This is a genomic window from Methylobacterium sp. Ger2507, from assembly GCF_055231875.1.
Genome location: NZ_JBUYVC010000001.1, coordinates 2060128 through 2085132 on the forward strand (window position 1 = coordinate 2060128; position 25005 = coordinate 2085132).

Below are 25005 nucleotides of genomic sequence, written 5' to 3' on the forward strand. Positions count from 1 at the left end.
CGGGGTTCAGGCTTGAGCGACCTTGCCGCTGACCAGTAAACGGGGCCATGTCGCATCGTCTTCGCGCGACCGTCTTTCCCTGAGGAGCCCGCATGACCCCGGATCAGGTGATTCTCGTTCAGGACAGTTTCGCCAAGGTCCGGCCCATCGCCGACACGGCGGCGGATCTGTTCTATGGCCGGCTGTTCGAGATCGCTCCTCAGGTTCGCCCGATGTTTCCCGATGACATGCGGGAACAGAAGAAGAAGCTGATGGCGATGCTGGGCCTGGCGGTGACCAATCTCCACAAGCCGGAGACCGTGGTGCCGGCCCTCCAGACCCTCGGCCGCCAGCACGTGTCCTTCGGAACCCAGGCCGCCCATTACGAACCCGTCGGTGCGGCCCTCCTCTGGACCCTGGAGCAGGGCTTGGGGCCGGATTTCACCCCGGAGGTGCGCGAGGCTTGGGTCGAGACCTACGGCTTGGTCGCGAGCGTCATGAAGGCCGCGGCGGCCGAGGTCCGGCCCCCCGCCGCCCCCAGCGCAGCCTGATCCGGCCTCGCGGCCTCTCGGGGGCTCTGGAACCAACCGGCCGGACACGCGTCTGCGTGATGGTCTCCCGTGTGCAAAGGGCCCCGATGCGCCGCCGCCTGTCGCCCGTTCTCTCCGGCCTCGCCGCCGCCCTGATCCTGGCCTGTCCCGCCGCCGCCGAGGTTCTGATCTCGGTCGACAAGGACGCGCAGCGCATGATTGTCGCGGTCGACGGTCAGACCCGCTACACGTGGCCCGTCTCGACCGGCGCCGACAGCTACGACACTCCGAGCGGAGCCCACCGGCCGTTCCGGATGGAGCGAACCCATTTCTCCCGCGAGTTCGACGACGCGCCGATGCCCAATGCGATCTTCTTCACCGGGCAGGGACACGCCATCCACGGCACCAACCAGACCCGCCGGTTGGGCAGCGCGGCCTCCCATGGCTGCGTCCGACTCGCGCCGAAGAATGCCGCGACCCTGTTCAACCTCGTGAAGGCCGAGGGCATGGCCCGGACGCGGGTGGTCATCGAAGGCAGCGCGATCATGGCCTCCCGCCGCCGCCGCCAGGACGACGACGGCATCATGTCGGCGGGGATGCAGATGGGACGCGAGCCCTCCGGTCGGGTCGAGCGACCGGTCGTGGCCGTTCGCGCGGTCCCGCGCCGACCGTCCGCCTACGATGTCGGCGATCCGGGCTTCGACGGTGGTCCCTACGGTGTCGGCGACGGCCTCGATTGATCCGTCAGGGCCGCGTTCGCGACGCGCCTCATCGCCATGCATTCGCCCGCTGCGTGTCGTGATTTGGCACGTCGTGGTTTGACGCATCCTGTACGGACGCGTCGTGTACTGACGCGTCTTGGACCGGTGCGGCGAGAGACAGGATGACGGTCTCGACCCGGTTCCGCCCCGCGCGCTTGGCCCGGTAAAGGGCATCGTCGGCGGATCGCAGGAGATCGTCGGCCCCGGTCGCCAGCCTTCCGAGATGACCATGGGCCGTCGCGACGCCGACGCTGACCGTGACGCAGGTGCCGCCCGGCAGTCCCGGATGCGGATAGGCGAGGCGCAAGACCGCCGCGCGCAGGCTCTCGGCGATGGTCGCGGCCTGGCCGGGATCGTTGCCGGGCAGGAAGGCGATGAACTCTTCGCCGCCGTAGCGCGCGACCTGCGCCCCATAGGCCCCGGCTGAGTCGGCCAGAGCCTCGGCCACGCAGCGCAGGCAGCGGTCGCCCTCGAGGTGTCCGGAGGTGTCGTTGAGACGCTTGAAGGCGTCGATATCGATGAGGGCCAGGGTTGCCCATTCTCCGCGGGCGCAGGCCTCCTGCCAGCCGGCCTGCAGCCGCAGCGTCGCACTGCGGCGGTTGGGCAGCCCGGTGAGCGCATCCGTTTCGGACAGGATGGTCAGGCGCGCATTCGCCTCGGCCAGGTCCACCTCGCGGGCCGCCTTCTCCAGGGTGAGCAGGAAGGATTCCTTACGGGTCCATTCGCGCGAATAGGCAAGCTTCAACGGGACCAGGATGAGGCTGGCGATCAGTAGGGGCAGGCCGGTGGCCTCGCTCCGCGGAAGTGCGATCCCGATCACGTAGGTCGCGTAGAGGGCCAGGGCGCTGCCGGACAGCACAAGGCTGTGCCGGAAGGACAGCGGTGCGATCATACCGACCACCATGGGCACGATCACCGCGATGACCAGATAAGTGTCCGCGTGGGCCGGCGGGGCGATCCGGGCGCTGTTCAGCACGATGGCCATGTCGAGCAACGCCACGCTCGTCACGAGAGCGGCCTGACGCCGGGCCGTCGTGATGCCGCCCAGGGCCAGGATCGCCAGCGTGCAGAGGGGGATGAACACGGCCAGCGTCAGGAAGGCCGGAATGAAGAACCGTTCGGAACCGAACAGGTCGTAGTCCATCTTCAGGGAAATGACGTTGAAGACGATGAAGATCAGGAGCCAGGACTGGATATAGGTGCCCGACGACCACCGGATCGTGGCGTCGAACTGGCGTTCGAGGTCTCCCGGCAGGCGAAGACGGTACCAGGGCCTGCGACGGGCTCCTTCGATCAGGCTTGGCCCGACCAGACTTGGCTCGATCAGACTTGGCCCGTTCAGGCTTGGCTCGATCAGATTTGGCCCGTTCAGACTTGGATTTACGGTGTCCATGGAGATCTGCCAGCTTCTGTGCCGGGACTATAGGCCATGACTCGGGAGAGACCTGTAAAAATCCCACCGGTCCTGACGATCTCCCGCTCAGAAATGTCCGGCGTGGTGTCGTGGCGAGATCGGGGCGCGTTCCATCGGCCGCAGATGCGCCCGCGTTGCATTCATGTGCGATCCTGATAAGGCTGACCGAATGCTGAAGGATCGAGCCAGATTGTACGCACGGCCAACGCCGCCGTAGCCGTCGCTCTCCCACGAACATCACCCGCATCTCCGTCGCTTGCTGCCGCAATGCGCAGGTGACGTCCCATTCGACTTCCCGTCACGCCGGTCGTGCGGGAACGCCTGGATCGTTTCATAACATGTCCCTGACGAACCTGCGGAGCCAATGGGCTCCCGATATCACGCGCGAATTGCTGGCCGGCACCGTGGTCGCCCTCGCGCTGATCCCCGAAGCCATCGCCTTCTCGCTCATCGCGGGGGTCGACCCCAAGGTCGGGCTCTACGCCTCGTTCTGCATCGCGGTCATCACCGCCTTCGCGGGCGGGCGGCCGGCGATGATCTCCGCCGCCACCGGCGCCATGGCGCTGGTGATGGTCACCCTGGTGAAGGATCACGGCCTCGGCTACCTCTTCGCCGCCACCATCCTGACCGGCCTGTTGCAGATGGCGGCGGGTGCCCTGCGTCTCGGCAACCTGATGCGCTTCGTTTCGCGCTCGGTCGTCACCGGCTTCGTCAACGCGCTGGCGATCCTAATCTTCCTGGCGCAGATGCCGGAACTGATCGGACAGGGAAATACCGTCTACCTGATAACGGCGGTCGGCCTCGGGCTGATCTACGGATTGCCCTACCTCACGAAGGCGGTGCCGTCTCCGCTCATCGCCATCCTGCTCCTCACCGCCGTTTCGATGGCCATGGGGCTGCCGATCCACAAGGTCGGTGACATGGGGGCGCTGCCCACCGAATTGCCGTTCTTCGCGCTGCCGCAGGTGCCCTTCACCCTCGAGACCCTGCGCATCATCCTGCCCTACGCGCTCACGCTGACCATGGTCGGCCTGCTGGAGAGCCTGATGACGGCGGCCATCCTCGACGAGATGACCGACACCGGTTCGAACAAGAACCGCGAATGCGCCGGACAGGGCCTCGCCAATGTCGGGGCCGGCCTGTTCGGCGGCATGGCGGGCTGCGCCATGATCGGGCAATCGGTGATCAACGTCTCGTCCGGCGGCCGCGGTCGCCTCTCGACGCTCTGGGCCGGCGCCTTCCTGCTCTTCCTCATCGTGGTGCTCGGCCCCTACGTGGCACAGATCCCGATGGCTGCCCTGGTGGCGGTGATGATCATGGTGTCGATCAACACCTTCCAGTGGGGGTCCCTGCGGACCCTGCTGACTCATCCGAAGAGTTCGAGCTTCGTTATGCTCGGTACGGTCGCGGTGGTGGTAGCGACGCACGATCTCGCCAAGGGCGTCCTGTTCGGCGTGGTTCTCAGCGGGCTGTTCTTCGCCCACAAGGTGACCCGGTTCTTCGCCGTCACCTCCGATCGGACCGGGACGGTGCGGACCTACCGGGTCACCGGGCAGATCTTCTTCGCCACGGCGGAAGCCTTTCACGCCGCTTTCGATTTCCGCGAGGTCGAGCTGACCGGGATCGTGATCGACCTGTCGGAGGCCCATTTCTGGGACATCACCGGCGTCAATGCCCTCGACCGCGTGGTCCTCAAGTTCCGCCATCACGACATCCCGGTGGAGATCGTCGGCATGAACGCCGCCACCGCCACGATGGTCGAACGCCTGGGAACCCATCACAGGCCGGGCGCGGCCCTGGCCGCGGGTAGTCATTGAGGGGCCTCGTTCGGAGGCCGCCGGGGCGGGCGACGGCCGGGAAGCGGGGGCTGGCCCGCAACCTGCAGCGGGTCGGGCTGGCGCGGGTCGGGTGCGGGTCGCATCCCGGCGCCATTGACCGACCCGAGACCGGGCTGACATCAGACACAACAATCGCATGACCGTCGCGCTGGCGCGCTACGGTCATGCTGGCGCAACCTGCCGCGGCTGAGGCAAGCTGCGTCGGGATCCGCCCGGACGCGAGGAGACAGAGGTCATGAGCGCGCTTCACCCGGAAATCGCCGCCGTCACGGCGCGCATCATCGAGCGCTCGGCCCCCTCGCGAAAGGCCTATCTCGACCTGATCGCGCGCGAGCGCGAATCCGGCGTCCACCGGCCCATGCTGAATTGCGGCAACCTCGCCCACGGCTTCGCCGCGTCCGGCGAGGACAAGACGGTGATCAAGTCCGGGCGTGCGATGAACCTCGCCATCGTCACCGCCTACAACGACATGCTGTCGGCGCATCAGCCCTATGGCCGCTACCCCGAGCAGATGAAGCTGTTCGCCCGCGAGGTCGGCGCCACGGCCCAGGTGGCCGGCGGCGTTCCGGCCATGTGCGACGGCGTCACGCAAGGGCAGCGCGGCATGGAGCTGTCGCTGTTCTCGCGGGACACCATCGCGCTGTCCACGGCGGTGGCTCTCAGCCACGGCATGTTCGACGGGGCGTCGCTGCTGGGCATCTGCGACAAGATCGTGCCGGGGCTGCTGATTGGCGCGCTCCGCTTCGGCCACCTGCCGATGATCCTGATCCCGGCCGGGCCGATGCCCTCGGGGCTCGCCAACAAGGAGAAGCAGCGCATCCGCCAGCTCTATGCCGAGGGCAAGGTCGGGCGCGACGAGCTGCTGGAGAGCGAATCCGCCTCCTATCACGGGGCCGGCACCTGTACGTTCTACGGCACGGCCAACTCGAACCAGATGATGATGGACGTCATGGGTGTCCACATGCCCGGCGCATCCTTCATCAACCCGGGCACGAAGCTGCGCCAGGCCGTGACGCGGGCGGCGGTCCATCGCCTCGCCGAGATCGGGGCCAACGGCAACGATTACCGGCCTCTCGGCCACTGCATCGACGAGAAGGCCATCGTCAACGCGGTCGTCGGGCTGCTGGCGACCGGCGGATCGACCAACCACGCCATCCACCTGCCGGCCATCGCGCGGGCGGCCGGCATCGTCCTCGACTGGGCCGATTTCGACCGGCTCTCGGCGGTCGTGCCCCAGGTCGCGAAGGTCTATCCCAACGGTTCGGGCGACGTGAACCATTTCCACGCAGCCGGCGGCATGTCCTACGTCATCGCCAGCCTGATCGATGCCGGGCTCCTGCACGACGACATCCTGACCGTGGCCGGGAGCCGCCTGCGCGACCATGCCCGCGACCCCAAGCTGATCGACGACCAGCTCGTCTACGAGGACGCGCCGGAGCGCTCGCATGACGAGACCATCCTGCGCAGCCCGGCGGAGGCCTTCCAGCCGGATGGCGGCATGCGCCTCGTCAAGGGCAATCTCGGCCGCGCCACCTTCAAGACCAGCGCCGTCGATCCGTCGCGCTGGACCGTCGAGGCGCCGGCCCGCGTCTTCGACGACCAGGACGACGTCATGGCGGCGTTCAAGGCCGGGGAACTCGAACGGGACGTGGTGGTGGTGGTGCGCTTCCAGGGACCGCGCGCCAACGGCATGCCCGAACTGCACAAGCTCACGCCTCAGCTCGGCGTGCTGCAGGATCGCGGCTTCCGCGTCGCCCTCGTCACTGATGGACGCATGTCGGGCGCCTCCGGCAAGGTGCCGGCGGCGATCCATCTGAGTCCGGAAGCACTCGGCGGCGGCCCCCTGGCCAAGCTGCGCGATGGCGACATCGTGCGCCTGAGCGCGGAGGCCGGGACCCTCGAAGCCCTGGTCGACCCGGCCGAATGGGCGGGCCGGACCGACGCCGTGCCGCCCCCGCCGGCCTTCGGCACCGGTCGCGAGCTCTTCGCCTTCCTGCGCCACGGCGCCGACGGGGCCGAGCAGGGCGCCTCCGCCATGCTCGCCGCCGCCGGCCTCTGACACTCGCCTCCGCCCAGCCAAGGATGCCGTCCATGACCACCATCGACACCCTGATGCGCTCCGTCCCCGTCATTCCGGTGCTGGTGGTGGAGGATGTCGCCCAGGCCGAGCCCATCGCCCGCGCCCTGGTGGCGGGTGGTCTCACCGCCCTGGAGGTCACGCTGCGGACGCCCGCCGCCCTCGACGTCATCCGGGCCATGGCGCGGGTGGAGGGCGCCGTGGTCGGCGCCGGGACCGTCCTGAATGCCCGCGACCTCGACGCGGCGCTCGAGGCGGGCGCGCAGTTCATCGTCAGCCCCGGCCTCACCGATCCGCTGACCCGGGCCGCGCTCGCTCGCGGCGTGCCCTACCTGCCGGGGGTCGCCAATGCGGCCGACATCATGCGCGGCCTCGATCACGGCCTCGATCGTTTCAAGTTCTTCCCGGCGGAGGCTTCCGGCGGCATCAAGGCGCTCAAGGCTCTGGCAGGCCCCTTCGGGCAGGTCCGGTTCTGCCCGACCGGCGGCATCTCCGAGACCACGGCGCCGGATTGGCTCGCCCTCTCGCCGGTGCTCTGCGTCGGTGGCAGCTGGGTTGTTCCCCCGGGCGTGCCGGAGCCGGAGGTGATCCGCCGCTCGGCCGAGGCGGCCAGCCGCCTCAGGTGCTAGATCCCGTCGATCTCTCCGAGACCCGCAGCCGCTGGCCGTGGAGGAATCGGCCAACGGACAGGTCGGTTTCGCGTCCGACGGCCGAGAGGATCGGCGAGTCACGGATGCCTGCTGTGTCGATCCCGGCCGGTCTCTTGTGATCCGTCACGAAGGGTATCTGATTCTCATCCCTGGGACCCGCAAGCGGAGCTTCGCGAATCGTGCCGCGCGGCTCGTTTCCCGTCCTGAGCCGGTCATCCACATCCCAAAGATCTGCTTGAGATCATTTTGGTATGCCAGCGGACAAAGCGTCGGTTTGAGACCATTCGCTGAGCAATCGGGATGGAGCCGGATTGTCTGCGGCCTTCTCAGAAGTGTCATAAATCACAGATTATTCCGTATTTCCTGAGACTTGCAGCTCATCCCGGACCACCCGACCGGCGCGGAAAACAGGCACCGCTTCGAAAAAGCTGCCCTCAGAACAGTCACTTAGCCACCTGTTCAACGTTGCAAGCCCGCAACAGCAGGCCGGAACCGCCGCCGCGATCACGATTCCGAGTTGCCGCAAAGAAGGCGCTCGCACACAGTGATTGGGCGTTGGGGGCAACTCCGGGGCAATCAACAATTTCCGGCGGTAACGCCTGGTCATTCAAGAACAAAGGGCGACGCGACATCGAGATCCTCGAAGATCTCGGGCGTAGTACGCTTTCCTCGGGTCTCGAAGCTTTTGGAGAATTCAATGAAGCTCTTGAAGAGCTCGCTTCTCGCCTCCGCTGCAGGATTTGCCGCGGTCGCTGGAGCACAGGCAGCCGACCTTCCGGTCAAGAAGGCTGCCCCAATCGAATACGTCCGCGTCTGCTCCGCCTACGGTGCAGGCTTCTTCTACATCCCCGGCACCGACACCTGCATCCGTCTCTCGGGCCGCGCCCGCCTCGACGTCGGCTACCAGCCGACCGACAGCCGCTCCGGCTCGAACGGTGACACCACCGGCTATATCGGCCTCGCCCGCATCAACGTCGATGCCCGCACGCAGACCGCCTACGGCACCCTGCGCGCCTTCGTGCGCCTCCAGTTCGCCTCGCGGACCGGTGCCACCGGCGGCCTTCGCTCGGGCACCCAGGAGCGCATCGGCAACGCCTTCGGCGCCACCGGTCAGGACCAGAACGGCCGCGTTCAGCAGTTCGTGAACACCGACAAGGCGTTCATTCAGTTCGCCGGCCTCACCGCCGGTCGCGCGTCGTCGTTCTTCGACTTCTACGCCCACGACTTCGAGTTCGCCGGTGCCACCGCCAACTCGGACCTGCAGTCCACCAACCTGCTCGCCTACACCAGCAAGCTCGGCGGCAGCGGCCTCTCGGCCACGATCTCGCTGGAAGATCCGTCCTTCCGCCGCAACACCATCTATTCGCAGGTGTTCGGTGCCAACACCACGTTCACCCCCGCTGGCTCGCAGGTTGGCATCAACGTCGCCAACACCGGTGCGCCGTCGCCGATCTTCACGGGTAACGGGTTCTCCAACGTCGATGTCGCGCAGCGTAACCGCATGCCTGACTTCGTCGGTGTCCTTCGGTACGATGCCGCCTGGGGCTCGGCGCAGATCTCCGCCGCCGTCAAGGAGCTGAACACCGGCAACTTCATCTCGGGCGCCGCTCTCGGCCCGAACGGAACCGCGCTTGCTCCGAACCTCGCCGGTACCGGCTTCGCCGGTCTGGCCGGCACGCTCCAGCGTCCCGCCAGCGAGTACGGCTGGGCCGTTCAGGCCGGCGCCAAGATCAACATGCCCTTCATCGCACCCGGCGATACCCTGTACCTCCAGGGCGCCTACGGCGAGGGCGCGACGCTCTACACCGGCTACTCCTCGTACAACGGCACTTACGCGTCGCGCGCCAGCACCATCAACGGCGCTGCGTTCGACCCCTACATGTCCGATGCCACGCTCAACCCCTTCACGGGCAAGATCGAGCTGTCGACCAGCTTCACGGTTGTCGGTTCGTTCCTGCACTACTGGGCCCCCGAGTGGCGCTCGGCCGTGTTCGCCAGCTACGGCGAGCTGAACTTCGCTCGTGGCGCCCGCGCCGCCAATGCCGCCGTGTTCCAGTCGACCGGCTCGACCGGTCAGTTCACGGGTGTTCCCGGCCAGGTGTCCTTCAATGTCAGCCCCGTGCTGCGTGACAACTATCAGATCGTCGCCGGCGCCAGCATCATCTGGTCGCCCGTCAAGGATCTCGATATCGGTCTCGAAGGCTTCTACACCAAGGTTGGTGTCCAGAACGGTCGCGTCGTCGACATGACCCGTTCCAACGGCGCCGTCACGGCCGCCAACATTGCCAACGGCAGTGTCCGGACCGTCACCGCAGACGACACCTTCCAGCTGCGCGCCCGCGTCCAGCGCGACTTCTAAGCGACGGAACGGTCCGGTCCGGGCTCCCGCTGAGCCCGGACCCTCCATCTTCGAGACAGGCGAACTGGCCCGGCAGCAAAGTCGGGCCTTTTTGCATGTGCGCAGCATCGCCCGACGGGAGCGTGGCGGCAGGACAGTCTGAGGCTCGGGACGCCATGTCTGAGGCTTTAGACGCTCTGTCGACGCTTCGCGGCACGCCCCTTGCCAGGGCGGGAAGCGTTTCCGTCTTGGACAGCGCGAAAACAACGATTGCGGCGGCAAAGGCCCCTGCTACGTTGCTCATGTAAGCCTCAGTGATCGCCGGTGCGGCGATCGACCCTCCGGAGTCAGCCTGCAGATGCGTTCGTGCCACCAGAGATCCACCCTGCCTGCCGTCGCCCTCAGCTTCGCGCTGTCGGTGCTCGCGGGAGGGAGCGCCCAGGCGCAAGACCTCACCGGGACCCTGAAGAAGATCAAGGAAACCAATTCGATCACGATCGGCTACCGGGACGCGTCCGTGCCGTTCTCGTATCTCGACGGCGATCAGAAGCCGGTCGGTTACGCCCTTGAGATCTGTCAGAAGATCGCCGAGGCGGTGAAGACCAACCTCAAGATGCCCAATCTCGAGGTGAAGCTGAACCCCGTCACCTCCGCCACCCGCATCCCGCTGATCGCCAACGGCACCATCGATCTCGAATGCGGGTCGACGACCAACAATCCCGACCGTCAGAAGCAGGCCGCCTTCACCAACACGCACTTCCTGACCGCGACCCGCTTCGTCGCCAAGAAGTCGGCCAAGCTCGACAAGATCGAAGATCTGAAGGGCAAGACCGTGGTCTCGACTTCGGGCACCACCAACATTCGGCAGATCAACGAGGTCAACACGGCGCGCAACCTCGGCCTGACCATCCTGCCGGCCAAGGACCATGCCGAAGCCTTCCTGATGGTCGAGACCGGCCGGGCCGCCGCCTTCGTGATGGATGACGTGCTGCTGGCCTCCCTCGCCGCCAGCTCGAAGGACCCCGGTGCCTACGCGATCTCCAGCGAGGCGATCTCGAAGCCCGAGCCCTACGGCATCATGCTGCGCAAGGACGACGCTCCGTTCAAGGCCGTGGCCGACGAGGCGACCGCCAAGCTCTACAAGAGCGCCGAGGGCCGGGCGCTCTACGACAAGTGGTTCACCAAGCCGATCCCGCCGCGCGGCATCAACCTGAACCTCCCGATGAGCGAGGCCATGATCAAGGCCTTCGCCTCGCCGAGCGACAGCCCGGACCCGGCCGCCTACTGAACCGAACCATCCGGACGACCATCCACCGACGCCTCGCCCTTCCTCAGGGCGGGGCGTTTCGCGTCCTGGCGTCTGTCAGGGATCCGTCGAAATCCGATGATCCCCACAAGACAAACGAAAGACGCGAACCCCCGCGGCGAATCTCATCGCCCGGCCGTCTCACCCCCTGCGGCCGAGTGCTCTCCTCCGGCAGAGCCCGCGAGCCGTTCCATCGTGGCGAAGAGCACCGACCAGTCCACCGGCTTGGCCACGTGGGCGTCCATGCCGGCAATCCGGCAGCGCTCGATCTCCTCCGGCATGGCATTGGCGGTCAGGGCGATGATCGGCGTGCGCGGCCGGCCCTCCAGGCGCTCGCGGAGGCGGATCGCCTGCGTCGCCGCCAGCCCGTCCTGTCCCGGCATCTGGACGTCCATGAGGACGAGGTCGCGGGGACGGTCGAAGGCCGCCGTCACCGCCTGCTCGCCGTCGTCGACCACGTCGACCACATGCCCCTTCTGGCGCAGCACCGTGCCGATGATCTCCTGGTTGATGGCGTTGTCCTCCGCCAGCAGCACCCGCCAGCTCGGACCGGCCCGCCGAGCCAGCGTTGTCGGGGTCGGCGCCGCCGCGGCATCCGCGCCGGCCGCGCGGTGCAGCGGTAGCCAGAACCAGAAGGTCGACCCCTCGCCGAGCCGGCTCTCGCCGCCGATCTCGCCACCCATCAGGTGCACCAGCCGTCGGCAGATGGTCAGGCCGAGGCCGGTTCCGCCGTACTGGCGCGAGGTCGAGCCGTCGGCCTGGGCGAAGCGCTCGAAGAGTTGGGACAGCGTCTCCGGCGCGATCCCGATCCCGGTGTCGATCAGGGCGATCCGCAGGGTCGCGCCCGGACGCGGCGCATCGTCGGGCGCCGGTGCCCAGGTGACCCGGAGGGTCACCGAGCCCGCGGGCGTGAACTTGATCGCGTTGGTGGCCAGGTTGAGGATGACCTGCCGCAACCGGGTGGGGTCGCCGAGCAGCCAGTCCGGCACGTCGTCGGCGATCTCCGTGACGAACCGGACATCGCGGACCTGCGCGATCTCCGCGCTGAACTCCCGGCAGGCCTCGACCAGGGCCCGCAGGCTGAACGGCACGGATTCGATGACGAGCTGGCCGGCCTCGATCTTCGAGAAATCGAGGATGTCGTTGACGATGGTGAGCAGGGAGCGGCCGGATTCCTGGGCCAGCCCGACCAGACGCGCCTGATCCGGTGTGAGCTGCGCGTCCCCGCGCAGGAGATCGTGGACCCCGAGGATGCCGACGAGCGGGGTGCGCAGTTCGTGGCTCATATTGGCCAGGAACTCCGCCTTCGCGCGGGCGCCGGCCTCGGCGGCGACGCGGGCCCGCTGCAGGTCGGCTTCCTGGCTCTGGCGTTGCGACACGTCGCGGATGGCCTGGATGATCTGAACGTCGCCCCCTTCCTCGATGCGCCGGAAGGCGGCTTCGACCCAGATGTCGGACCCGGATTTGTGGCGCATCCGATAGATGACCGACCCGGTCGGCTGCTTGGGGCCGAGGGCGTGCAGGGTGGCCGAGAGATTGGCGATGTCCTCGTGATGCACGAGGGTGCGCAAGCCGAGGCGATTGGCCTCGACGGCATCGTAGCCGAGCATCCCCGTCACGGCCGGGGAGATGTAGAGGTGGCGCCCGGAGGCATCGTCGAGGACGATCAGGTCGGCGGTGTAGTCGGCGAGCAGGCGATAGCGCGCCTCGCTCTCCCGCAACTGCTCGTCGGAGTGACGGCGGTGGGTGATGTCGGTGAGAGTCTGAAGGTGCCCGTCGCCGTTCAGCATCGGCAGCGAGCGGGTCTCGATCACCCGTCCGTCGGCCCGTCGGCGCTCGGAGCGCAGTTCGGTGGTGCGCCGGTTCTCGTCGAGGTGCCAGTGCTTCGGGTCCTGGATCAGGGTACCCCAGGTGCCGGTTTCGCGCAGATGCTGGCGGAGAATGCGATAGTCCGGCTTGGTCGCCAGGATCTCGGGCGAGATCGCCAGGATCTCCATGGCCCGGCGATTGATGACGGGGATGTGCCCGGTCCCGTCGATTCTCAGCAGCCCCTGATCCATGCTCTCGAGGGTCGCTTCGAGCAGCGCGGATTTCTCGGCCAGGGCACGCTCGGCCTGCTTCAACTCGGCGATGTCGGCAAACACGCCGAAAATCGCCTCCGGCTGGGTGCCGTCGGAGGGATCGCGGCCGGACCGCTCGGGCAGGCAGAGGCCGCGCACGAGAACGTCCCGCACCTCGCCGGACGGCCGGACCAGCCGCAGGGCGATGTCGAACCCCTCGTGCCGGCGCAATGCGCGGGCGATCCGCCGCACCATGCCGCGACGGTCGTCCGGGTGGCAGGCGGCGATACTGCCCGGGATGGTGGGAACGAAGCTCTGCGGCTCGTGCCCGTGGATGCGGAAGACCTCGTCGGACCACGTCAGGACGCGCGAGGCCAGGTGAAGATGCCAGTGGCCGATATGGGCGACCTGCTCGGCCAGGACGAGGCGGCGGTTGGCAGCCAGGGTTTCGGGCTGCGCCTGCGCGAGGTGGCTGATGTCACGTCGGGTGACGAGGACGCGATCCACCGGGCCGGTGCCGGGTCGTCGCAGGGGCACACAGGTGGTTTCCGTCGCGGGCGTCGCCGATGATCCGTCCGCCGGAGTCTGACTCCGCACCGTCGTTCCGGTCGCAACCGCCTGGGCGAGATCCCGCCGCATCGCCGCACCCTCGGATGCGGGCAGCAGCGCCGAGACGTCGCGACCGATCCGGCCGTCGTCGCCCCCGAAGGCGGCCGCTGCCGCAGCATTCCAGGCGGCGAGACGGAAACCGCCATCCGGCGCGACCGCGAAGACGAGGTGCGGATCGGCCGAGGCATCGAACACGGCGTTCAGCAGACCGGCGTCGCGGCCCGCTGCGCGTGCGGCCCGTCGACGCCGCCAGCGGACGAGCCCGAGCGTGCCCGCGCCGACCAGGGCTGCCAGTCCCACGCCGATCCCGAAGCTGCCCGGTGACCACGCCTGCAGGGATCCGGTTTCGATGGCGGATGCGGGTTGAGCGGCAAACAGGATGACCGGCGTGCCGTGCGCGGCCCGGACTCCCATCCAGCGCGGGACCCCGGCGAGGCTAGGTCTGAATTCCGACGGGCGGATCTTCACGCCGTCCGATGCTCCCGAAGCAGGTGCCGTCGCAACGGGAGAGGCGGTACCGTCGCCACCAGGGAGGCCCCGATCGCGGCGCCGATGGGGGTGGCGTGGACAATCCACGCCTCGGCGGTGCCGCCCTTCCGGGCCGCCGGGATAGCGACGAGGGCGGTGTGAACCGCCCGCCACAGGGGCACGCGCTCGTCGCCGGTCGAATCGGCCTCGTCCGTGCCGACGCCAAGCCTCGCCGCGGTGACGACCAGCAGGACGCCGCCGGCAATTCGCAGCCCGTCCGGGGTGAAGGGCGGATCGGTGACGTCCATGAGTCTCTCGGCGTCGGCGGCCTGACGAGACGGTCAAGCTATGCGGTTCCGGGTAGCGCATCTGCGCGGTTGCGCACAGGCGGCAAAAGCGGATGCGACGCAGGGTGATCGCAACCCCTGGCCGGCAGCCATCGTCGCATGGGTGTCCAGCACGATCCGGGCCGGACCGGTCGCCGGACCCTGGAGCGGCCATCGATGGCGCCGTGAACGGAGCAGGCCGACCTGCGATATTATTCATGGTCCGGACGGCATCCGCCTCCACGCCGAGCGCATGGCAAGACCAGCGAACGCGCCCGAGACTCGCCCTTCTGCATGGCTCGGAGGACCCCCGCGCGGCACTGCCGCAACGCTGCTGCGCCAAGGTCGGAAACGGCCGATTCAGAACGGGTTCGCGCCTTGACTTCGGGTGACGCGGGGTCGCATTGCACAATGCTGTGGGATGGTGCTTCCGTCCCGCCGGGCTGACTTTCCTTTGAAAGCCTCTAAGGTCCCGTCTGGCCGATTCCGCACCCGGAATGAGGCTCATCCGGCGCAATCATGCTTGGAGTGTGACACTTGGCGAACACGGCAGCCGATCCCGAGAACTCTCACGGCGCGCCGGACGGCACGCGACGTGACTTCATGTTCCTCGCGACGGGAGCGGCCCTGGCCGTCGGCGCCGGCGCGCTCGCCTGGCCCTTCGTCGCCTCGATGGCGCCGGACGCCGAGACCATCGCGGCCGGTGCTCCGCTCGAAGTCGATCTGGCGCCGATCCAGGAAGGTCAGATCGTCAACGTGTTCTGGCGCGGCAAGCTCATCTTCGTGCGCAACCGCTCGGAGAAGGAGATCAAGGAAGCCGGCGAGGTGAAGATGGCGGATCTCATCGATCCGCAGACGGACGCCGCCCGCGTGAAGCAGGGCCACGCCAAGTGGCTCGTGGTCTACGGCAATTGCACCCATCTCGGCTGCGTGCCGATCGGCCATCAGGGCCAGTACGAAGGCTGGTCCTGCCCCTGTCACGGCTCCCTCTACGACACGTCAGGCCGGGTGCGCCGGGGGCCCGCCCCGACGAACCTGCCGATCCCGCCCTACATCTTCGAATCGGATTCCAAGATCCGGATCGGCGAAGAGGGCGGCAAGGCCGTCGCCTGACACCCTGAAACAGGATTTGGAGCGGGTCGCCCCATGAGCGGACACGGCAATATCTACGTTCCCAAGAGTGCCTTGGCGAAGTGGTTCGAATCGCGCCTGCCCCTGATCGGGCTGGTGCATTCGTCCTTCGTCTCCTTCCCGGTGCCGCGGAACCTCAACTACTTCTGGACCTTCGGCGCGATCCTGATCGCCATGCTGGTGTCGCAGATCGTCACCGGCGTCTGGCTGGCGATGCACTACGATCCCTCCGCCGCCAACGCCTTCAACTCCGTCGAGCACATCATGCGCGACGTGAATTACGGCTGGCTGCTGCGCTACATGCACGCCAACGGCGCGTCGATGTTCTTCGTGGCGGTCTACGTCCACATCTTCCGGGCGTTGTATTACGGCTCGTACAAGGCCCCCCGCGAGGTGCTCTACATCCTCGGCGTGATCATCTACCTGCTGATGATGGCGACCGCCTTCCTTGGCTACACCCTGCCGTGGGGCCAGATGAGCTTCTGGGGCGCCACCGTCATCACCAACATCCTGGCGGCGATCCCGGTGGTGGGCGACACCATCCAGAGCCTGCTCTGGGGTGGATACTCGGTCGGCAACCCGACCCTGAACCGCTTCTTCTCGCTCCACTACCTGCTGCCGTTCATGATCACCGGTGTGGTGATCCTGCACGTCTGGGCGCTGCACGTGACGGGCCAGAACAACCCGGCCGGCATCCCGATTAAGACCGGCAAGGATGCGGTTCCCTTCACGCCCTACGCGACCGTCAAGGACGTGTTCGCCTCGGTCGTGTTCTTCGCCTTCTTCGCCTACTGGATCTTCTACCAGCCGAACTACCTCGGCCACGCCGACAACTACGTGCCGGCCAACCCAGCCGTGACCCCCGCCCACATCGTTCCGGAATGGTACTTCCTGCCGTTCTACGCGATCCTGCGCGCGGTGCCGGACAAGCTCGGCGGCGTCATCCTGATGTTCAGCGCAGTGCTGATCCTGGCGCTGGCGCCGTGGCTCGATACCTCCCGGGTGCGTTCGTGCAACTACCGCCCGATCTATCGCCAGTTCTTCTGGCTGTTCGTGGTGGTCTGCGTGGTGCTCGGTTGGCTCGGCGCGAAACCGCCGGAGGGTGGCTACGTCATCGCGGCCCGGATCTGCACGGCCTATTACTTCCTGCACTTCCTGCTCGTGATGCCGCTGGTCGGCCTGTTCGAGACGCCGAAGGCTCTTCCGGGCTCGATCCTCGAGACCGTGACCGGCCCCGGCAAGCAGATCAGCGGGTCCGGCATGCCGGTGGGTGCGGCGGCCGCACCATCGTCCAAGGGTTGAGGGCAGGGGACTTTTAAGAACCATGAAAACAACCCGCCTTCTCGCCGCGTCCCTGCTCGCGGCCGTCATGAGCATCTCTGCCGTCCAGGCAGAGGAGGAGCATGGCCCACCAAACCCGCCCCGCGAAACGTGGAGCTTCGCCGGGACCTTCGGGCGTTTCGACCAGGCCCAGCTTCAGCGCGGTTTCCAGGTCTACAAGGAAGTCTGCTCGAGCTGCCACGGCATGAGCCTCGTGCGCTTCCGCAACCTCTCGGAGGAGGGGGGGCCCGGCTTCACCACCGGGCAGGTCAAGGAACTCGCCGCCCAGTACAAGGTGAAGGAGCAGAACGATGCGGGTGAGGACGTCGAGCGTCCCGCCCGTGCCGCCGACGCCTTCCCGTCGCCCTTCCCGAACGAGAAGGCGGCCGCCGCCGCCAACGGTGGCAAGGCCCCGCCCGACTTCTCGGTGCTGGCGAAGGCCCGGACCTACGAGCGCGGCTTCCCGTGGTTCGTGTTCGACGCGATGCCGTTCATCGGCTTCTCGGAGCAGGGCGTGGACTACATCCACGCGCTTCTGAACGGCTACGAGGACCCGCCGGCCGGCAAGGAGATTCCGGCAGGGACCTACTACAACAAGTATTACGCCGGTCACCTGATCGCGATGCCGAAGCCGATCAGCGACGGGCAGGTGACGTACGCCAAGAACGACAAGGGTGAGCCGGTGGTGCCGGAGACCACCGAGCAGTATTCGAAAGACGTCGCGGCGTTCATGGCCTGGGCGGCCGAGCCCCACATGATGGCGCGCAAGGCCCTCGGCCTGCGGGTGATCCTGTTCCTGCTCGTGCTCTCCGGCCTGCTCTACTACGTGAAGAAGAAGATCTGGGCGAAGGTCGGCGGCGAGGTCCACGGTCTCCAGCCCGAGCTGCACAAGACCTACTGAGCAAGTCTCGCTGATCAAGTCTCGCTGACCAAGCCCCGCTGACAAAGTCCCGCTGACCAAGCCCCGCTGACAAAGTCCCGGCGCTCTGGATGGACCCGCCGGCCCTTCGTTGACACGACCCGCGCCGGCGCCCCAAGGAGGGGCGACCGGCGCGAACTTTTGGAGATGGGGATGACGGCAGCGGTGCTCGGCGTGATGGGCGGGTCCGGGGTCTATGACCTGCCCGGCCTGGAGGATGTCCGCGAGGAGCGGATCGAGTCTCCCTGGGGCGAGCCCTCGGACGCCCTGCGCATCGGCCGCATCGGCGAGACCAAGGTGGTGTTCCTCGCCCGCCACGGGCGCGGCCACCGCTTCTCGCCCTCCGGCATCAATTATCGGGCGAATATCGACATCCTGAAGCGGGCTGGGGTCACGGACCTCGTCTCGCTGTCGGCTTGCGGCTCGTTCAAGGCGGAGCTGCATCCCGGCCTCTTCGTCCTCGTCGACCAGTTCGTCGACCGGACCCACGGCCGCGCCGCGTCCTTCTTCGGCGACGGCTGCGTCGCCCACGTCTCCCTGGCCCACCCGATCGGTCCCGCCTTGCAGGGCCGCATCGCCGAGGCGGCGCAGGCCGAGGACATCGCGGTCCATCGCGGCGGGACCTATGTCTGCATGGAGGGGCCGCAATTCTCGACCTACGCGGAATCCACCACCTACAAGGCCCTCGGCTACGACGTCATCGGCATGACCAACATGCCGGAGGCCAAGCTCGCCCGCGAGGCCGAGATCACCTACGCGACCATCGCCATGGTGACCGACTTCGATTGCTGGCACCCGACCCACGAGGCGGTGGACGTGGCCGCCGTGGTGGCGGTGGCGCGCGCCAATGCCGACAAGGCCGCTCGGCTCGTCGCCCGTCTCGCCCGCGACTTCCCGGCCGAGCGCGTGGCCTGTCCGGCGGGCACCGAGCGGGCCCTCGACGGCGCCATCATGACCGCCCCGGCGCAGCGCGATCCGGCCCTACTGGCCAAGCTCGATGCCGTGGCCGGACGAGTCCTCTCCGCCTGACGTGATCGGCGCGCCGGTGGATTCGGCATTGGGCGCCCTTCACGGGGGCCGGTCTTCGCACTAGAAGGCGGGTTCGTCTCGAAGAACCGGAACCGATCAGTGACCCAAGAGGCCAGGCGCTTCGCCAGCATCAGCCGCAAGACGGCGGAAACCGACGTCCGCGTCTCGGTCGATCTCGACGGAACCGGACGCGCCACCGTCTCGACCGGCGTCGGTTTCTTCGATCACATGCTCGAACTGTTCGCCCGCCACGGCCTGTTCGACCTCGACGTCGCGGTGTCCGGCGATCTCCACGTCGACCATCACCACACGGTGGAGGACACCGGCATCGCCCTTGGGCAGGCGGTTGCGCAGGCCCTGGCCGACAAGCGCGGCATCGCCCGGTATGCGGACATCCACTTACCCATGGACGAGGCGCTGACCCGCGTCGCCATCGACATTTCCGGCCGCCCGTTCCTGGTGTTTCGCACCGAGTTCCGGGTCGAGAAGATCGGGCAGTTCGACACCGAACTGGTGCGCGAGTGGTTCCAGGCCTTCGCCATGAATGCCGGCCTCACTCTACATGTCGAGACGCTGTACGGCGACAACGCCCACCACATCGCCGAGAGCTGCTTCAAGGGCTTGGCCCGCGCCTTGCGCCAGGCGGTGGCGATCGATCCCCGCGAGGGTGGTCGGGTTCCCTCCACGAAGGGATCGCTCTGATCCGCCTCGGGGCGGCTCGGCAGGGAGGATGCGAGACGTGATGCGCACCTATACGTTGCACCCGGAGCGGGACGCCCTGGCCGGCGAGGCTTACGGCCTCGAACGCGCGCATCTGGTGCCGGACGGCTTCTCCTGGCCGGCCTTCGCCTTCGGACCCCTGTGGTTCTTCTTCCACCGTCTCTGGCTCGCGGGCCTCGGCGTGCTGGTGCTCCTCGCCGGCGTGGCGCTCGGTGGACGCCTCCTCGGCCTGACGCCGGTGGCGGCGTCGATCATCGCGCTCCTGGTCTCGATCCTGATCGGCCTCGAAGCCTCCTCCCTGCGGCGCTGGACCTATGCCCGGGTCGGGCGACCGGTCCGGGATGCGGTGATCGCCGCGAGCACTGAGGAAGCCGAGATGAAGGCCTCCGCCCGCTGGCTCGAAGGCGCGCCCCCCGCACGGCCGTCCTCGGCCCCCTCTGGCGGACTCGCTGTCCCACCGAGCGATCTCGCCATCGGCATGTTCCCCTTCAGCGAGACGCGCCGGTGAGCGTCGAGACCGTCGCCATCATCGATTACGGCTCGGGCAATCTGCACTCCGCCGCCAAGGCCTTCGAGCGCGCCGCGCGCGAGGCCGGCCTGGATGCGACGCGGATCGTCCTGACCGATGAGGCCGAGACCGTCGCGCGGGCCGACCGGGTGGTTCTGCCCGGCGTCGGCGCCTACGCCGATTGCCGCCGTGGCCTCGACGCCGTGCCCGGCATGGTGGAGGCGATGACCCATGCGGCGCATGCGCGGGGTCGCCCCTTCCTCGGCATCTGCGTCGGCATGCAACTCCTCGCGACGCGCGGCCTCGAATACGACACGACGCCGGGCCTCGGCTGGATTCCCGGCGATGTCGGACCGATTCAGCCGTCCGATCCGGGCCTCAAGGTGCCGCATATGGGCTGGAACACCCTGCAGGTGGACCGCGAGCACGCGCTGCTGGCCGATATCCCCACCGGCGAGGGCGGCCTGCACGCCTACTTCGTGCACAGCTACGCGCTGTCGCCGGAGCGGTCCGAGGACCGGGTCGCCCATAGCGATTACGGTGGCGCGGTGACCGCGATGGTGGCGCGCGACAACGTCGCCGGCACCCAGTTCCATCCGGAGAAGAGCCAGCACCTCGGCCTCGCGCTCCTCGCCAACTTCCTGCGCTGGCGCCCCTGAGACCCGCACCCCACTTTTGAACCGTCCACCCGAAAGCGAACCGACGCGTGATCCTGTTCCCGGCCATCGATCTCAAGGAAGGACGCTGCGTCCGCCTCGTCCAGGGCGACATGGCCCAGGCCATCGTGTTCAGCGATGACCCGGCCGCGCAGGCCGCCGTCTTCGAGGAACAGGGCTTCTCCTGGCTGCATGTGGTCGATCTCGACGGCGCTTTCGCGGGCGCCCCGATGAATGCCGACGCCGTCGACGCGATCCTGGCCCGCACCAGGCTGCCGGTGCAGCTCGGCGGCGGGATCCGCGAGATGCGTACGCTGGAGGCCTGGATCGCCAAGGGCGTCAGCCGCGTCATCATCGGCACCGCCGCCGTGCGCGATCCCGCCTTCGTGCGCGAGGCGGCCCGTCTCTATCCGGGCAAGATCGCGGTCGGCATCGACGCCAAGGACGGCCGCGTCGCGGTCGAAGGCTGGGCGACCACCTCCAGCATGACGGCGGAGGAACTCGGTCGCCGGTTCGAGGATGCCGGCGTCGCGGCCATCATCTACACCGACATCGCCCGTGACGGCATCCTGAAGGGCCTCAACATCGAGATGACCCTCGGCCTCGCCCGCGCCGTCACCATCCCGGTGATCGCGTCCGGCGGCCTCGCCTCGATCGAGGATGTCCACCGCATCCTGGAGCCGGATTGCGCGCTGCTCGCCGGCGCCATCACGGGCCGCGCCCTCTACGACGGCCGCATCGATCCGCGTGAGGCCCTGGCGGCGATCCGGCGCGCCACCGGCGCGGCCGATGCCGGTCCGGCGGCCTGATCCGGTTCGAGGACCCCCGTGCTCAAGACCCGCATCATCCCCTGCCTCGACGTCAAGGACGGTCGCGTCGTGAAAGGCGTGCAGTTCCTCGAACTGCGCGATGCCGGCGATCCGGTCGAGGCCGCCAAGGCCTATGACGCGGCCGGAGCCGACGAACTCTGCTTCCTCGACATCACCGCGAGCCACGAGGATCGCGGAACGCTGCTCGACGTGGTCAGCCGCACCGCCGAGGCCTGCTTCATGCCGCTCACCGTCGGTGGGGGCATCCGCACGGTGGCGGATATCCGCACGCTGCTGCTGGCCGGGGCCGACAAGGTCTCGATCAACACGGCGGCGGTCAACGATCCCGATTTCGTGGCGCGCGGGGCGGAGAAGTTCGGCAGCCAATGCATCGTCGTGGCGATCGATGCCAAGCGCACCTCCGCGCCCGACGCGCCGCCGCAATGGCAGATCTTCACCCATGGCGGACGCAAACCGACCGGCATCGACGCCATCGCCTTCGCCCGCACCGTGACCGCCCGCGGCGCCGGAGAATTGCTGGTGACCTCGATGGATCGGGACGGGATGCGCTCCGGCTACGACATCGGCCTGACCCGGGCCATCGCCGACGCCGTCTCGGTGCCGGTCATCGCCTCCGGCGGCGTCGGCGGTCTCGACGATCTGGTGGCGGGCGTGCGCGATGGCGGCGCCAGCGCGGTCCTGGCCGCCTCGATCTTCCATTTCGGGCAGCACACCGTTTCCGAGGCCAAGGCCCACATGGCCGCGGCCGGCCTTTCCATGCGCCTCGATCCCTGAGGCCGAGTTGTCGCAGCCCTTGCGTCATGATCCATCGTGCCGCACGCTTGGTTGCATGGCACGATAAGCCCGGTTCGCCGGGATCAGGATGGTATGACCCAATTTACTCTCAGCGACCTCGAAGCCCTGGTCGCGGACCGTGCGGCGGCCTCCCCCGAGACGTCCTACACCGCAAAGCTCCTCTCCGGTGGCCCCGCCCGGGCTGCCAAGAAACTCGGCGAGGAGGCTGTCGAGGCCGCGATCGCCGCGGTCCAGGGTGATCGCGCCGGCCTCGTCAGCGAATCGGCGGACGTGCTCTATCACCTCCTGGTTGTGCTGCGCGGGGGCGGCATCGCCCTCGACGAGGTGCTGGCTGAATTGCAGCGGCGGACGGTCCAGAGCGGGATCGCCGAGAAGGCCGCACGGAGGCCCGCGTGAACGCCGAGCCCCCCATGCCGATGGGCCGGCCCGAACGTCCCGCCATTCGGGGACAGAATCCGGTGATGGGTCACGACCCGGTGACCGGCGAGGGCTCCGAGCGGCTCTCGCCCTATCGCCTGTTCAACCGCGAGGAATGGGCGCAGCTGCGCGCCGACACCCCTCTGACCCTGGCCGCCGAGGAAGTGGCCCGGCTCCAATCTCTCAACGATCCGATCTCGGTGGAGGAGGTCGAGGCGATCTATCTGCCGCTGTCGCGGTTGCTCTCGCTCTACGTCGCGGCGACGCAGGGGCTGTTCAAGGCGACCCAGCGCTTCCTGCTGGCCGAGCACGAGACCAAGGTGCCCTACATCATCGGCCTCGCCGGTTCGGTCGCGGTCGGCAAATCGACCTCGGCCCGCGTGCTGGCGGCGCTCCTGGCGCGCTGGCCCAACACCCCGAAGGTCGACCTCATCACCACCGACGGCTTTCTCCTGCCGAATGCCGAGCTGAAGCGCATGGGCGCGATGGAGCGCAAGGGCTTCCCGGAAAGCTACGACACCGCCGCGCTGCTGCGCTTCCTCACCGACATCAAGGCCGGCAAGAAGCGCGTGGCCGCCCCGCTATACTCGCACCTCGTCTACGATGTGGTGCAGGGCGAGGAGCGGATCATCGAATCGCCCGACATCCTTATCGTCGAGGGTCTGAACGTGCTCCAGCCCGCGCGCCTGCCGCGCGACGGCACCGCGATCCCGTTCGTGTCCGACTTCTTCGACTTCTCGATCTATCTCGACGGCCACGAGGACGACCTGCATCGCTGGTACGTCAACCGCTTCCTGCGCCTGCGCCAGACCGCCTTCCGCGATCCGCTGTCCTACTTCCGCAAGTATGCCGAGGTGACGGAGGCGGAGGCGATCGAGATCGCCGACACCCTGTGGACGACGATCAACCTGCCCAACTTGCGGGACAACATCCTGCCGACCCGCCAGCGGGCCAGCCTGATCCTCGCCAAGGGGGCGAGCCACCGCATCGAGACGGTGGCCCTGCGCCGGCTCTGAGAAAGGCGCGCGATCAACCGGTTATCCCAGCGGATAAGCGGCCTCGACCACGTAGGGGCCGCCGCCCTTCGACTCGCGCGCCGAGAACAGCGCGACCCGCTCCACCGTGAAGGTCAGCGATGTGAACAATCCGCGCTCACCGAGATAGGCGGCGACATCCTCCGCGCCGGCCTCGCGGCGCAGGCGTGCCAGGGTGACGTGGGGCGTGAATCTTCGCCGCTCGGCTTCGGCCCCCGCCTGGCGGGCGAGGCGCTCGTGCTCGGCCTGGAGATCGCCGAGTTCGGCATTCGGCGCCACCGTGGCGAGGATCGCCCGGGGCTTGTCGCCCCCGAAACTCGCCAATCCGTCGAGGGTGACGGCGAAGGGCGCCCGGGGCCGCGCCTCGGCCAGCCGCGCGTGCAGGGCTTCGGCGATCTCGACCTCGACGTCGCCGAGGAACCGCAGGGTGACGTGATAATCGGATGGCTCGATCCAACGGCTGCCGCGCAGGGCACCGCGCTTGAGGGATAGCGCCTCGGCGACGTCCGGCGGGATCTCCAGCCCGGTGAACAGGCGGGGCACGGCCTCAGCGCCCCTGCGGCGTCAGGCGATCGAGGAAGCTCTCGACCGTGGGCAGGATGCCGGCCACGATGGCCTGCACCCCCTTGGCGTTCGGGTGCAGGCCGTCATCGAGGTGGGCCTGCCGATCGCCCAGGATGCTCTCGAGGAAGAACGGGTAGAGGACGAGGCCGTAGTTCTCGGCGAGGTCCGGATAGATCGCATCGAAGCGCGCCACGTAATCCGGCCCGAGATTGGGGGCGGCCTTCATGCCCGCGAGGAGGACCGGGATTCCGCGCGCCTTCAGCCGGGCGATCATCGCGTCGAGGGCCTTGCGGGTCACCGCCGGGTCGGTGCCGCGCAGCATGTCGTTGGCGCCGAGTTCCAGGATGACCCCGTCCGTCCCGTCCGGGATCGACCAGTCGAGGCGGTCGAGCCCGCCCGTGGTGGTGTCTCCCGAGACGCCCGCATTGGCGATCGAGACGGCGCGACCGCGGGCCTTCAAGGCCCGTTCCAGCACGGCCGGGAAGGCGGCATCCGCCGGCAGGCGATATCCGGCCGTGAGGCTGTCGCCGAAGGCCACGAGCTTCACGGGGGGCGTGTCGGCAGCGGCGCGTGCGGGCGTATCGCCCGGCCCGAGTGCGGCAAAGAGCGTCATCATGGCCGCGAGGCCGAGACCGGCATGGCGCGCCGCTTGCGCCCGGACCATATCGGCGAGACGTGAGACTCCACACAGACCCATTCGATCACAACCCCGACCCTCGGTTCACC

General features: G+C 68.0%; 23 protein-coding genes. 18 read left to right on the plus strand and 5 right to left on the minus strand.

Annotated features, from left to right (window positions below; all coding sequences use genetic code 11):
* The first annotated feature begins 92 nt into the window (after positions 1 to 92).
* Together ACV7NL_RS09580 and ACV7NL_RS09585 are read left to right on the plus strand one after the other, a co-directional pair.
* Positions 93 to 530 carry a globin family protein gene (locus ACV7NL_RS09580; protein WP_056189981.1) on the plus strand — a complete coding sequence of 146 codons (438 nt, stop codon included), beginning with the start codon at positions 93 to 95 and terminating at the stop codon, positions 528 to 530.
* A gap of 86 nt (positions 531 to 616) precedes the next feature.
* Positions 617 to 1249 carry a L,D-transpeptidase gene (locus ACV7NL_RS09585; protein WP_463355521.1) on the plus strand — a complete coding sequence of 211 codons (633 nt, stop codon included), beginning with the start codon at positions 617 to 619 and terminating at the stop codon, positions 1247 to 1249.
* Positions 1250 to 1277: 28 nt separating this feature from the next.
* Here ACV7NL_RS09585 and ACV7NL_RS09590 read toward each other — a convergent pair whose 3' ends face one another.
* Complete coding sequence (locus ACV7NL_RS09590; RefSeq protein WP_463355522.1) at positions 1278 to 2663, minus strand: GGDEF domain-containing protein; 1386 nt, start codon at positions 2661 to 2663, stop codon at positions 1278 to 1280.
* Positions 2664 to 3022: 359 nt separating this feature from the next.
* Here ACV7NL_RS09590 and ACV7NL_RS09595 point away from each other — a divergent pair, with 359 nt between their 5' ends.
* From ACV7NL_RS09595 to ACV7NL_RS09615, 5 genes are all read left to right on the plus strand, one after another.
* Positions 3023 to 4501 carry a SulP family inorganic anion transporter gene (locus ACV7NL_RS09595; RefSeq protein ID WP_463355523.1) on the plus strand — a complete coding sequence of 493 codons (1479 nt, stop codon included), beginning with the start codon at positions 3023 to 3025 and terminating at the stop codon, positions 4499 to 4501.
* Between the two features lie 256 nt (positions 4502 to 4757).
* Positions 4758 to 6581 carry a phosphogluconate dehydratase gene (gene edd / locus ACV7NL_RS09600; RefSeq protein ID WP_463355524.1) on the plus strand — a complete coding sequence of 608 codons (1824 nt, stop codon included), beginning with the start codon at positions 4758 to 4760 and terminating at the stop codon, positions 6579 to 6581.
* Between the two features lie 32 nt (positions 6582 to 6613).
* Positions 6614 to 7228 carry a bifunctional 4-hydroxy-2-oxoglutarate aldolase/2-dehydro-3-deoxy-phosphogluconate aldolase gene (gene eda / locus ACV7NL_RS09605; RefSeq protein WP_463355525.1) on the plus strand — a complete coding sequence of 205 codons (615 nt, stop codon included), beginning with the start codon at positions 6614 to 6616 and terminating at the stop codon, positions 7226 to 7228.
* 718 nt (positions 7229 to 7946) lie between these two features.
* Positions 7947 to 9608 (plus strand): porin, encoded by a 1662-nt coding sequence (locus ACV7NL_RS09610; RefSeq protein WP_056189987.1) that lies wholly within the window; start codon positions 7947 to 7949, stop codon positions 9606 to 9608.
* A gap of 337 nt (positions 9609 to 9945) precedes the next feature.
* On the plus strand, positions 9946 to 10875 hold the full coding sequence (locus tag ACV7NL_RS09615; RefSeq protein WP_247635334.1) for an amino acid ABC transporter substrate-binding protein: 930 nt from the start codon (positions 9946 to 9948) through the stop codon (positions 10873 to 10875).
* 143 nt (positions 10876 to 11018) lie between these two features.
* Here ACV7NL_RS09615 and ACV7NL_RS09620 read toward each other — a convergent pair whose 3' ends face one another.
* Together ACV7NL_RS09620 and ACV7NL_RS09625 are read right to left on the minus strand one after the other, a co-directional pair.
* Entirely contained in the window at positions 11019 to 14030 is a 3012-nt protein-coding gene (locus ACV7NL_RS09620) for an ATP-binding protein (RefSeq protein WP_463355526.1), read from the minus strand.
* Entirely contained in the window at positions 14027 to 14338 is a 312-nt protein-coding gene (locus tag ACV7NL_RS09625; RefSeq protein ID WP_463355527.1) for a hypothetical protein, read from the minus strand. Before ACV7NL_RS09625 ends, ACV7NL_RS09620 begins: the two co-directional genes overlap by 4 nt.
* A 621-nt stretch (positions 14339 to 14959) precedes the next feature.
* Between ACV7NL_RS09625 and petA the strand changes: the two genes are divergently transcribed.
* The 11 genes from petA (at position 14960) to coaA (ending at position 23697) form a co-directional block, all read left to right on the plus strand.
* On the plus strand, positions 14960 to 15469 hold the full coding sequence (petA, locus tag ACV7NL_RS09630; RefSeq protein ID WP_244476788.1) for a ubiquinol-cytochrome c reductase iron-sulfur subunit: 510 nt from the start codon (positions 14960 to 14962) through the stop codon (positions 15467 to 15469).
* Positions 15470 to 15502: 33 nt separating this feature from the next.
* Positions 15503 to 16789 (plus strand): cytochrome b, encoded by a 1287-nt coding sequence (locus tag ACV7NL_RS09635; protein WP_056189996.1) that lies wholly within the window; start codon positions 15503 to 15505, stop codon positions 16787 to 16789.
* A gap of 22 nt (positions 16790 to 16811) precedes the next feature.
* Positions 16812 to 17708, plus strand: coding sequence for a cytochrome c1 (locus ACV7NL_RS09640; RefSeq protein WP_463355528.1), 897 nt, complete (start codon positions 16812 to 16814; stop codon positions 17706 to 17708).
* 171 nt (positions 17709 to 17879) lie between these two features.
* Positions 17880 to 18755 (plus strand): S-methyl-5'-thioadenosine phosphorylase, encoded by an 876-nt coding sequence (locus ACV7NL_RS09645; RefSeq protein ID WP_056190000.1) that lies wholly within the window; start codon positions 17880 to 17882, stop codon positions 18753 to 18755.
* 99 nt (positions 18756 to 18854) lie between these two features.
* Entirely contained in the window at positions 18855 to 19457 is a 603-nt protein-coding gene (gene hisB, locus ACV7NL_RS09650) for an imidazoleglycerol-phosphate dehydratase HisB (protein WP_056190002.1), read from the plus strand.
* 40 nt (positions 19458 to 19497) lie between these two features.
* Positions 19498 to 19983, plus strand: coding sequence for a DUF2628 domain-containing protein (locus tag ACV7NL_RS09655; protein WP_056190005.1), 486 nt, complete (start codon positions 19498 to 19500; stop codon positions 19981 to 19983).
* Entirely contained in the window at positions 19980 to 20642 is a 663-nt protein-coding gene (gene hisH, locus ACV7NL_RS09660; RefSeq protein ID WP_056190007.1) for an imidazole glycerol phosphate synthase subunit HisH, read from the plus strand. The genes ACV7NL_RS09655 and hisH overlap by 4 nt, the downstream gene beginning before the upstream one ends.
* Positions 20643 to 20689: 47 nt before the next feature.
* The gene (gene hisA / locus ACV7NL_RS09665; RefSeq protein WP_056190008.1) at positions 20690 to 21448 is read left to right on the plus strand and encodes a 1-(5-phosphoribosyl)-5-[(5-phosphoribosylamino)methylideneamino]imidazole-4-carboxamide isomerase; all 759 of its coding nucleotides are present in this window, start codon (positions 20690 to 20692) and stop codon (positions 21446 to 21448) included.
* A gap of 18 nt (positions 21449 to 21466) precedes the next feature.
* Positions 21467 to 22243 carry an imidazole glycerol phosphate synthase subunit HisF gene (gene hisF, locus ACV7NL_RS09670; protein ID WP_056190010.1) on the plus strand — a complete coding sequence of 259 codons (777 nt, stop codon included), beginning with the start codon at positions 21467 to 21469 and terminating at the stop codon, positions 22241 to 22243.
* A gap of 93 nt (positions 22244 to 22336) precedes the next feature.
* Positions 22337 to 22660 (plus strand): phosphoribosyl-ATP diphosphatase, encoded by a 324-nt coding sequence (locus tag ACV7NL_RS09675; protein ID WP_056190012.1) that lies wholly within the window; start codon positions 22337 to 22339, stop codon positions 22658 to 22660.
* 65 nt (positions 22661 to 22725) lie between these two features.
* Positions 22726 to 23697: a type I pantothenate kinase gene (coaA, locus tag ACV7NL_RS09680; protein WP_056190110.1), complete on the plus strand. Its 972-nt coding sequence runs from the start codon at positions 22726 to 22728 to the stop codon at positions 23695 to 23697.
* 21 nt (positions 23698 to 23718) lie between these two features.
* Here coaA and thpR read toward each other — a convergent pair whose 3' ends face one another.
* Positions 23719 to 24258 carry an RNA 2',3'-cyclic phosphodiesterase gene (gene thpR, locus ACV7NL_RS09685; protein WP_463355529.1) on the minus strand — a complete coding sequence of 180 codons (540 nt, stop codon included), beginning with the start codon at positions 24256 to 24258 and terminating at the stop codon, positions 23719 to 23721.
* A gap of 4 nt (positions 24259 to 24262) precedes the next feature.
* Positions 24263 to 24892, minus strand: a complete 630-nt coding sequence (locus ACV7NL_RS09690) for an arylesterase (RefSeq protein WP_463357094.1) — start codon at positions 24890 to 24892, stop codon at positions 24263 to 24265.
* Positions 24893 to 25005 lie beyond the last annotated feature (113 nt).